Genomic DNA, 9571 nt, shown 5'->3' with positions numbered 1-9571 from the left:
GACCCGGAAGATATTGCCAAGACCGATGCCAAGGTGAAGGAACTGCTGCCGGACAACAAGCACCTGCACAACTGGCTCGACATGGCAAAAGAACGCATCGAGTTTCAGGGACTGCCAGCCCGTATTTGCTGGGTCGGTCTTGGAGATCGCCATCGCCTCGGTCTTGCTTTCAACGAAATGGTCCGCAATGGCGAGTTGAAAGCACCGATCGTCATTGGTCGCGATCATCTCGATTCAGGCTCGGTTGCTTCGCCAAACCGCGAAACCGAATCCATGAAGGATGGCTCGGATGCCGTTTCCGATTGGCCATTGCTCAACGCACTTCTTAATACCGCATCAGGTGCAACATGGGTATCGCTCCATCACGGTGGCGGCGTCGGCATGGGCTTCTCGCAGCATTCGGGCATGGTCATCTGCTGTGACGGCTCGGAAGAAGCAGATGAGCGCATCGGTCGCGTTCTGTGGAACGATCCTGCAACCGGCGTTATGCGTCATGCCGATGCAGGCTACGAAGAAGCGCTCGACTGGGCAAAGCAGCAAGGCCTGCGTCTGCCGGCGATCCTTGGCAATTAAGAATCTGATGAAAGGCGAGAGCGGTCTGAAACCTAAGTTTTTTCAAGTTATTAGGGAGCAGAGCAGTACGTTTTTCCAGTGCCAGATAACCTTTTGGTGGCCACTGGCACAAAACGTATCTCTAACCGGCTGCCATTCGTATCTATAGCAACGGCGACATGTCTGTCCTTATAAGTATCGAAACAACATACAATCCACGATACAAAACCACATATTGATGGAGAAATAATTTAAATAGTTCAATCTTATATGGAGCCCTTCGCCCGCTCCAGTTTTCCGTAAGCAACAAAACCCCGGCTTTGTCCGGGATTTTTGCTTTTCAGTGTCGGATAAGCTACTAAATTATTCCCGCGATAACGGCAATTTACTTCCTGCAAGGTGCCGCTCAGTCAGTGCGCGTTCCTCAACAATTGAGTAGCGGAAGCGGAACAATTTTGCAGGCCGTCCGCCTGTTTCACTGTCACTCTCTCCAGTTTCTTCAACAAGATCCTGTTGTTCAATCAGTCTCCTGAAATTCTGTTTATGAAGACGCAAGCCTGCCAGCGCCTCAACCGTTCGCTGAAGCTGAAAAAGCGTAAACGTGTCCGGCATCAATTCAAAGACAACGGGGCGGTATTTGATCTTGGCACGCAACCTTGCAATGGCCGTCGCAAGAATACGACGATGGTCAGCAAACATATGCTGACCGTTTTCAGAGCCAACCGTGCTGGCCTCATGCACAAGACCAGCTTCATAGAGAAGTTCATAGCGCTGAAGCACAAGGTCTTCATTCCAACGCTCATCATTCAGGCCGAAGGAAAAGGCAATACGCCGCAAACGCTGTGCAGTCAGCGCAGGCGATGAAGTCTGTTCTGCCCAAACACGAAGATCATTGCTAAGATGCCTGACGATCTCGGGCACACCCTGACGGTGATCTTCCCACGGCAAATAATCATACCAACCATGCCAACCGGCATAGCCATCACCACCGTCATATTCACGAACAAGGCCGAGATAACTAATTGAAATCGTTCGCTCACCAAGCTTATGTCTGTCACGATCCGCAAATGTATAAAGCTGCTCCAGATAGCCAACCGGATGAGCGGTTTCTTTCTGAACCCACGCCCGCAGGCCAGATTGTAATGATCGGTGTTCTGATTCAAACGGGCCGGATGGCAAAGCCCTGCCCTGATGAACTGTCATCACGCGTGGCTGCTCACCTGTGACAGCAGTTAAAACTGCAATCAGTTCGGTATGGGCAATATCATCAGTCAACGCAGCAACTTCTTTCTTCACTCAATAACTGACGGCATAAAGAACCGTATGAAATGGTTGTGCGTTGGATACTGCATAAAATCAATTCAAAAGCTTGCCGTACAAAAAAGCTAGAGCGTGTCGCGCTTAATCGCACCTAATATGCCCGCTCTATTTTCGTGTTTTTACGCATGACGTTCTCGGATCGTAGCGGGAATAAAAATCAGTCCGGTGAACCGATTTGCCCACAAAGGCGGTTCCCACTTTTCTGCAACATGCTTTATCCGCCATAAAAAACGCCGCCCGGTGGGCGGCGTCTCATTAGGGCTTATCTAAGCAGATTATGGTGTAACGTCGAAGCCGAACCACTTTTCGGAAAGCTTCTTAATCGTGCCGTCAGCCTTGGCAGCTTCGATGGCTTCGTTGAACTTCTGCTTGAGTTCAGGCTCGTTCTTGCGAATACCAACGGCAACGCCGCGACCTAAGATTCCACCCTTGAAGTAAGGACCGGTCATAACAATGTCTTCATTGCCCGGCTTCTTGGCTGCATCCGAAAGGTAAGCCAATGAAGCAACAATCAGATCGACGCGGCCCGACTTGAGGTCGAGGTCATGCTGGTCGGTCGTCTTGTATTCACGGATATCTGTCGAATCTTTAAAATATTTGTCCAACAGTGAAAGACCCAGCGAAGCAGTCTGAACGCCTACTGTGCGACCCTTGATTTCAGCCGCAACTTCATCAATCACTTTCTGGGAAGCAGCTTCGTCCTTGGTAAGATAAAGCGTTTCACCAGTATGCGGCAGCTTGGCAAACGGGCTGTCCTTCAGCGTTGCGAAAGTCTGTGGCGTCAGACCGTAGGAAACGGTGAAATCGATGGTTTCTTCGCGCTTTGGCGTAGCAGTCAGGCCAGCCATGATCGCATCGAACTTGCCAGCATTGAGCGCTGGAATAATGCCGTCGAAAGGCTGCGCGACCAGCGTGCATTCAACCTTCATGCGCGCACAGAGATCCTTGTAGAGATCAACTTCGTAGCCATCCAGTGTGCCATCTGGCTTGGTGAAGTTATACGGACGGAAAGCGCCTTCCGTAGCGATCGTGATCTTGTCCCACTTCTTTTCCTCTGCATGCGCAGAAGCGGTGGTGAGAACGAGTGCAGAAACGAACAGGGCTTTGAACAATCCCGTGGTCTTCATTGGACTTACCTTACGCAGTTTAATTGCTAATATGCCTTTTGGCACAAATCAGCATTGTTTGAAATGATCAGGCTGCATTTTCGTGGCTGATAAACTTGCGGAAACGCTCGGATTTCGAGTTTCCGAACACTTCTTCAGGCGCGCCATCTTCTTCGACCAGTCCCTGGTGGAAAAACACAACGCGATTGGATACATCACGCGCAAAGCCCATTTCGTGCGTGACAACCAGCATCGTGCGGCCTTCTTCAGCAAGCCCTCGCATAACGCGCAACACTTCGCCGACCAGTTCTGGATCAAGCGCCGAAGTTGGCTCGTCAAACAGCATCACTTTCGGCTTCATCGCAAGCGCACGCGCAATGGCCGCACGCTGCTGCTGACCGCCGGAAAGATGCGCCGGATAAAAATCGCGCTTGTCGGCGATACCAACCTTGGCCAGAAGCGCTTCCGCTTCTTCCACACATTCAGCGCGCGAACGGCCCTGCACATAGATCGGCGCTTCAATGATATTTTCGAGAATGGTCTTGTGGGACCAGAGATTGAAGCTCTGGAAAACCATGCCAAGCTCAGAACGGATGCGCGAGACCTGCTTCTTGTCGGCCGGATAGGCTTCGCCCTTTGAGTTCTTGGCCATGCGAATGGTCTCACCGGAAACAGTCACCGTACCGGAAGTTGGAATTTCCAACAGATTGATGCAACGCAGGAAAGTCGATTTACCTGATCCTGAAGAGCCGAGGATCGAAATGACTTCACCTTCGCGCGCTTCCAGAGATATACCCTTGAGCACCTCATTGGTACCGAAGCTTTTGCGCAGATTTTCAACTTTCAACGCCAAAGGGGCATTGGGAGATATGATTTTACTCACGATGTTTTTCCTTCGGTGGTAATCCTGACGACGGGCTGGCGCAGATAAGGTGTAAGCTTATATTCAGCAAACATAAGCAAACGTGTCAGAACGAAGTTGATAGCGAGGTAGATAGCACCCGCAATAACAAACACTTCAATCGCGCGATAAGATTCAGCGATCAGCTTGGCAGCGATGCCGGTCACTTCCATCAGAGTAATGATCGAGGCCAGCGATGTTGCCTTCACCATGGAGATCATTTCATTGCCATAGCCGGGCAAAGCCTGACGAATTGCCAGCGGCATGACGATGCGGCGGAAACAGGTGAAGCGCGACATGCCACAAGCTTTCGCAGCTTCGATCTGGCCACTGGGCACGGATAGAAGACCGCCGCGAATAATTTCGCTGGCATAGGCTGCATTGTTCAAGGTCAGTGCAATGATCGCACACCAGTAAGGCTCGCGCAGGATCGGCCAGAGGAAAGAATAACGCACCGCCGGAAACTGGCTGAGGCCGTAATAGATAATGAAGATTTGCACCAGAAGCGGCGTACCGCGAAATACAAACACGTAAAGGCGGGCAATCCAGTCGAGAACAGTTATGCCCGAAAGACGCATCAAGGCAAAAAGCAAAGCCAGCACAGCGCCAAAGACAATCGAACTGGCAGCAAGTTGAAGGGTCAGCGGAACGCCGCCAATCATCTGCATGAAGGCTTCTGAATAGAATTGAAAGTTCATGATGCTCTCCGCACGCCGCGCGAGAAGTGACGTTCAGCTTTCTGCAGGATGGTGCCGGAAACCGACGAAATCAGCAGATAAAGCGCACCGGCAATGAGGTAGAAATTGAAGGGCAATCCCGTCGATCCAGCGCCGATCTGTGCCTGACGAAGAATATCAACAACACCCACAACCGAGATCAGAGCCGACTCTTTCAACGCCACCTGCCACACATTGCCAAGGCCCGGAAGTGCATGGCGAAGCGCGAGCGGCGCAATGATGCGGCGGAATTTGAGCGCCTGTCCCATGCCGCACGCTGAGGCTGCTTCAAGCTCGCCCTTGGAGACCGCACGGAATGCGCCGCGAAAGACTTCCGTGTGATGCGCACCGCATGAGATACCGATGGCCAGCACACCGGCGAGGAATGCCGGAAAGCCGACAAAACCCTGCGCACCAAAGAAACGGCCGATCGCCGTTACAGCGGCGCTGCCGCCAAAATAAAACAGATAGATCACCAGCAGATCAGGAATACCGCGAATAATGGTGGTGTAAGCATCGGCAATCGAGCGCAGTGTACGCCCACCGGAGATTTTCGCCCAGGCTGCGAATACGCCGATGACAGCGCCCAGCAGATAACCCAGAACAGACAGCGCTACAGTGACCAGCACCGCCATCATCAGAACATGGCCCCAGCCATCCGGTCCAAAGCTCAGAATATCGAGAAAAGCCTTCATGATGCCTCAAGCCGCTTAGGAGATAAGGAAATAAACGTCATCTGTTTTCCGGGTCATTCTTTCAGGCAGGTGCTTTGTTGATCGGAGGTGGGCAAGGCTGGTTGAACATTATCCGGGATTGGACTCACAAAGACGGCTCCATTGAGCATCGTTTATGATCTTGTTTGACTTTTGCAATCTGCTCCGGGTTGCGGAACAGCTCTGCGGCCGTACTTCTCATAATTTTGCGCCGCAGGCAGTTTACCCTGCGCAACCATCTGCCATGAATGAAGCGGCGTGCCGATTGCGCATGTTGCACCGCGCATCTGCACAGTTGGAACAACCCAGCTAACGCTGCCAATATCCGTGGAGCCCGCGAGAGACTGATCACGCCTAATCGTACCCAATACGCTCGCTCTATCTTCTTGTTTTACGCATGTCGTTCTCGGAAAACCGGTTCCCACTTTTCCGCGACATGCTTTAGAGCTACTCCAAACTTGTGGCAACAGATATAAGCGAAATTGCACAAAACACTCACCAGAAGCGACATAATGGTTAGCACCAATGCTCACCTTGACAAGAAAGACATCATATTGCGGAAATCGATTCCAAAAAAAATCCGGCGAAACCAGTTTCGCCGGATTTTATTGCGTGTCAGCTTCGCTTAAAAATCCCAGTCTTCGTCTTCAGTCGCGACTGCCTTGCCAATCACATAAGAAGAGCCTGAGCCTGAGAAGAAGTCATGGTTCTCGTCGGCATTCGGAGAAAGCGCCGAAAGGATCGCCGGATTGACCTTGCAGGCTTCCGCCGGAAACAGGGCTTCATAGCCAAGGTTCATCAGAGCCTTGTTTGCATTGTAATGCAGAAACTTCTTCACGTCTTCGGTCAGACCCACGCCATCATAAAGCGCTTCGGTATAACGCACTTCATTGTCATAAAGCTCCAACAACAGATCGAAGGCAAAATCCTTGATCTCCTGCTTTTTGGTTTCATCAAGCTTCTCAAGCGCGCGCTGATACTTATAGCCGATATAATAACCATGAACGGCTTCATCGCGGATGATCAGGCGGATGAGGTCAGCCGTGTTGGTGAGCTTGGCGCGGCTCGACCAGTACATCGGCAGATAGAAGCCCGAATAGAACAGGAAGCTTTCCAGAAACACGCTGGCAATCTTCTTCTTGAGCGGATCTTCAGCATTATAATTTTCGAGGATCAACTGCGACTTCCTTTGCAGGAATTCGTTTTCTTCCGACCAGCGATAGGCATCGTCCACATCGGGCGTTAAGCACAGTGTCGAAAAGATCGACGAGTAAGACCGTGCATGAACCGCTTCCATGAAGGAAATGTTCGACAAAACAGCTTCTTCATGCGGCGTTGAGGCATCCTCCATAAGTGTCACAGCACCAACGGCATTCTGGATCGTATCCAGAAGCGTCAGACCTGTGAACACGCGGATGGTGAGCTGCTTTTCTTCCGCTTTCAGCGTTTCCCACGACTGGATATCGTTAGAGAGCGGCACCTTTTCCGGCAGCCAGAAATTACCGGTCAGACGGTTCCAGACTTCGAGGTCTTTGTCGTCTTCGATCCGGTTCCAGTTGATGGCCCGCACGACCGCCGGCTTTTTCGCATTGTTGTTTTTAAACTGCATATTCATTTGTCTCGATCCTGATCAGAGAGCGCAAGAGACGCAGCCTTCAACCTGCGTACCTTCGAGCGCCATCTGGCGCAGGCGGATGTAGTAGATCGTCTTGATGCCCTTCTTCCACGCGTAGATTTGCGCCTTGTTGATGTCGCGTGTCGTCGCGGTATCACGGAAGAACAGCGTCAGCGACAGACCCTGATCGACATGCTGCGTTGCCGCCGCATAGGTGTCGATGATCTTTTCCGGGCCAATCTCGTAAGCATCCTGATAATATTCAAGATTATCATTCGTCATGAAGGCAGCCGGGTAATAAACACGGCCAATCTTGCCCTCTTTACGGATTTCGATCTTGGAAACAATCGGATGGATCGAAGAGGTCGAATGGTTGATGTAGGAAATCGAACCAGTCGGCGGCACGGCCTGCAGGTTCTGATTATAAAGGCCGCCTTCCATGACGGATTTTTTCAGTTCCTGCCAGTCTTCCTGTGTCGGGATCGCAATACCGGCAGCCTCGAAAATCTCGCGGACCTTATCCGTCGCAGGCTCCCAGACCTGATCGGTATATTTGTCGAAATATTCGCCCGTCGCATATTTCGACTTTTCAAAGCCCTTGAACGAGCTTTTCTGTTCAATGGCGATCAGATTGGACGCGCGAACAGCGTGATAGGCCACCGTGTAAAAATAGATATTGGTGAAATCGACGCCTTCTTCCGATCCATAGAAAATACGCTCGCGGGCGAGATAGCCGTGTAGGTTCATCTGGCCAAGGCCGATGGCGTGACTCTCATCATTGCCGCGTGCAACGGATGGCACCGAGCCGATATGGCTCATGTCTGAAACAGCCGTCAGAGCACGGATTGAGGTTTCGATGGTCTTGCCAAAATCCGGGCTGTCCATGGCTGCTGCAATATTGAGCGAGCCGAGGTTGCAGGAAATATCCTTGCCCAAATGCTCATAAGACAAATCTTCATTGAAGATGCTGGCTTCACTCACCTGAAGAATTTCCGAGCAGAGATTGCTCATGGTGATGCGGCCATCGATTGGATTGGCGCGGTTCACCGTGTCTTCAAACATGATGTATGGATAGCCGGACTCAAACTGGATTTCCGCCAGAACCTGAAAGAAATCACGCGCATTGATCTTCTTCTTGCGGATACGGCCGTCATCAACCATTTCCCGATATTTTTCGGTGATCGAAATCTCGGTCATTGGCACGCCATAGACGCGTTCAACGTCATAAGGCGAGAAGAGGTACATATCTTCGTCGTTTTTAGCGAGTTCGAACGTGATGTCGGGAATCACAACACCAAGCGACAATGTCTTGATGCGGATTTTTTCGTCCGCATTTTCACGCTTGGTATCGAGGAAGCGCATAATATCAGGGTGATGAGCGTGCAGATAAACCGCACCCGCACCTTGACGCGCACCAAGCTGGTTAGCGTAGGAGAATGAATCTTCCAGAAGCTTCATCACCGGAATAATGCCGGAAGACTGGTTCTGAATCTGTTTGATCGGTGCGCCGGATTCACGAATATTGGTCAGGCTCAGAGCCACACCGCCGCCACGCTTTGAAAGCTGAAGCGCCGAATTGATGGAGCGACCAATCGATTCCATGTTGTCTTCAACGCGTAGCAAGAAGCACGAGACCAGCTCGCCGCGCTGCTTTTTGCCTGCATTGAGGAAGGTCGGCGTTGCTGGCTGATAACGGCCCGCAATAATTTCATCGACCATTTCGCGCGCGTGCTGTTCGTTGCCACGCGCAAGCGTCAATGCCACCATGCAGACGCGATCTTCGTAGCGCTCGAGATAGCGCTTACCGTCGAAGGTCTTCAACGTATAGCTGGTGTAATATTTGAATGCGCCAAGGAAGGTCGGGAAGCGGAACTTCTTGTCATAGGCATGATCGAAAAGATCGCGCACGAAATTAAAGGAATACTGGTCCAGCACTTCCCGCTCATAATAGCCTTCAGCGACCAGATAATCGAGCTTTTCACGCAGATTATGGAAGAACACCGTGTTCTGGTTGACGTGCTGCAGGAAATATTGCTGTGCCGCCTGGCGGTCGCGATGCAGCTGAATCTTCCCCTCATCATCATAGAGGTTCAGCATTGCATTGAGCGCGTGATAATCGAGCGAGGTCTCAGCAGGTTTCTGCGGCTTGCTGCCTGATGCAGCAACCGTCGCCGCAGATGACTCCTGCTTTTGCGAAGCAGCGACTGTCTCGTGCTCACGGGTCAGGGTTGTGTCTGCCGTGTCCAAAATCGTTCCATCCCGTCTTTAACATTGCCAATGTCTTCGTCGGTTCCTAGAAGCTCAAAACGATAGAGGTAGGGAACCTGACATTTGGCAGAAATGATGTTGCCTGCGAGGCCAAAGGCCTCCCCGAAATTGCTGTTTCCAGCGGCAATGACGCCGCGAATGAAGGATCGGTTATCCGCATCATTAAGAAAGCGGATGACCGGCTTGGGAACAGCACCTTTCGCGCCTCCGCCGCCATAGGTTGGTGTTACGAGCACAAAAGGCTCGTTGACGCGCAACAGGCCCCCATTGTCTTCATAGCTTTCCAGCGGAATGCGCTTTGAGCGCATCCCCAGACGCATCACAAAGCGATGCGTGTTTTCCGAACGGCTGGAAAAATAGACGATCTGGCCCATAACAAA

At 51.5% G+C, this 9571-nt stretch carries 8 protein-coding genes and 2 pseudogenes; 1 reads left to right on the top strand and 9 read right to left on the bottom strand.

Annotated elements, in window-relative coordinates; genetic code table 11:
- Positions 1-573: pseudogene (locus tag OPR82_RS20750) on the top strand (urocanate hydratase); the annotation flags it as partial.
- 342 nt (positions 574-915) lie between these two features.
- On the opposite strand, the gene OPR82_RS20745 reads toward OPR82_RS20750, so the two are convergent.
- From OPR82_RS20745 to nrdI, 9 genes and pseudogenes are all read right to left on the bottom strand, one after another.
- Complete coding sequence (locus OPR82_RS20745) at positions 916-1827, bottom strand: NUDIX hydrolase (protein WP_265986825.1); 912 nt, start codon at positions 1825-1827, stop codon at positions 916-918.
- Positions 1828-2147: 320 nt separating this feature from the next.
- Positions 2148-2999 carry a transporter substrate-binding domain-containing protein gene (locus OPR82_RS20740; RefSeq protein WP_265986824.1) on the bottom strand — a complete coding sequence of 284 codons (852 nt, stop codon included), beginning with the start codon at positions 2997-2999 and terminating at the stop codon, positions 2148-2150.
- A 67-nt stretch (positions 3000-3066) separates the two neighbouring features.
- Positions 3067-3861 carry an ABC transporter ATP-binding protein gene (locus OPR82_RS20735; RefSeq protein WP_323054577.1) on the bottom strand — a complete coding sequence of 265 codons (795 nt, stop codon included), beginning with the start codon at positions 3859-3861 and terminating at the stop codon, positions 3067-3069.
- On the bottom strand, positions 3858-4577 hold the full coding sequence (locus OPR82_RS20730; RefSeq protein ID WP_265986823.1) for an ABC transporter permease: 720 nt from the start codon (positions 4575-4577) through the stop codon (positions 3858-3860). Before OPR82_RS20730 ends, OPR82_RS20735 begins: the two co-directional genes overlap by 4 nt.
- The gene (locus tag OPR82_RS20725; RefSeq protein ID WP_265986822.1) at positions 4574-5290 is read right to left on the bottom strand and encodes an ABC transporter permease; all 717 of its coding nucleotides are present in this window, start codon (positions 5288-5290) and stop codon (positions 4574-4576) included. The genes OPR82_RS20730 and OPR82_RS20725 overlap by 4 nt, the downstream gene beginning before the upstream one ends.
- A gap of 53 nt (positions 5291-5343) precedes the next feature.
- Positions 5344-5658, bottom strand: a pseudogene (locus tag OPR82_RS20720) (amidohydrolase); the annotation flags it as partial.
- 275 nt (positions 5659-5933) lie between these two features.
- A complete protein-coding gene (gene nrdF, locus OPR82_RS20715; RefSeq protein ID WP_265986821.1) occupies positions 5934-6923 on the bottom strand; it encodes a class 1b ribonucleoside-diphosphate reductase subunit beta in 990 nt (329 codons plus the stop codon).
- A gap of 15 nt (positions 6924-6938) precedes the next feature.
- Positions 6939-9170, bottom strand: a complete 2232-nt coding sequence (gene nrdE / locus OPR82_RS20710; protein WP_265986820.1) for a class 1b ribonucleoside-diphosphate reductase subunit alpha — start codon at positions 9168-9170, stop codon at positions 6939-6941.
- Positions 9146-9565, bottom strand: a complete 420-nt coding sequence (gene nrdI / locus OPR82_RS20705) for a class Ib ribonucleoside-diphosphate reductase assembly flavoprotein NrdI (protein WP_265986819.1) — start codon at positions 9563-9565, stop codon at positions 9146-9148. Before nrdI ends, nrdE begins: the two co-directional genes overlap by 25 nt.
- Between the last annotated feature and the right edge of the window lie 6 nt (positions 9566-9571).

It is taken from the genome of Ochrobactrum chromiisoli (assembly GCF_026241335.1).
Classification (GTDB): domain Bacteria; phylum Pseudomonadota; class Alphaproteobacteria; order Rhizobiales; family Rhizobiaceae; genus Brucella; species Brucella chromiisoli.
This window is presented reverse-complemented; position numbering and strand designations above follow the sequence as displayed.

Bases quoted from the DNA above. Each gene is read 5' to 3' on its own strand.
- OPR82_RS20740 (WP_265986824.1), bottom strand. From the start codon at position 2,999: ATGAAGACCACGGGATTGTTCAAAGCCCTGTTCGTTTCTGCACTCGTT.
- OPR82_RS20730 (WP_265986823.1), bottom strand. From the start codon at position 4,577: ATGAACTTTCAATTCTATTCAGAAGCCTTCATGCAGATGATTGGCGGC.
- OPR82_RS20725 (WP_265986822.1), bottom strand. From the start codon at position 5,290: ATGAAGGCTTTTCTCGATATTCTGAGCTTTGGACCGGATGGCTGGGGC.
- nrdF (WP_265986821.1), bottom strand. From the start codon at position 6,923: ATGAATATGCAGTTTAAAAACAACAATGCGAAAAAGCCGGCGGTCGTG.
- nrdI (WP_265986819.1), bottom strand. From the start codon at position 9,565: ATGGGCCAGATCGTCTATTTTTCCAGCCGTTCGGAAAACACGCATCGC.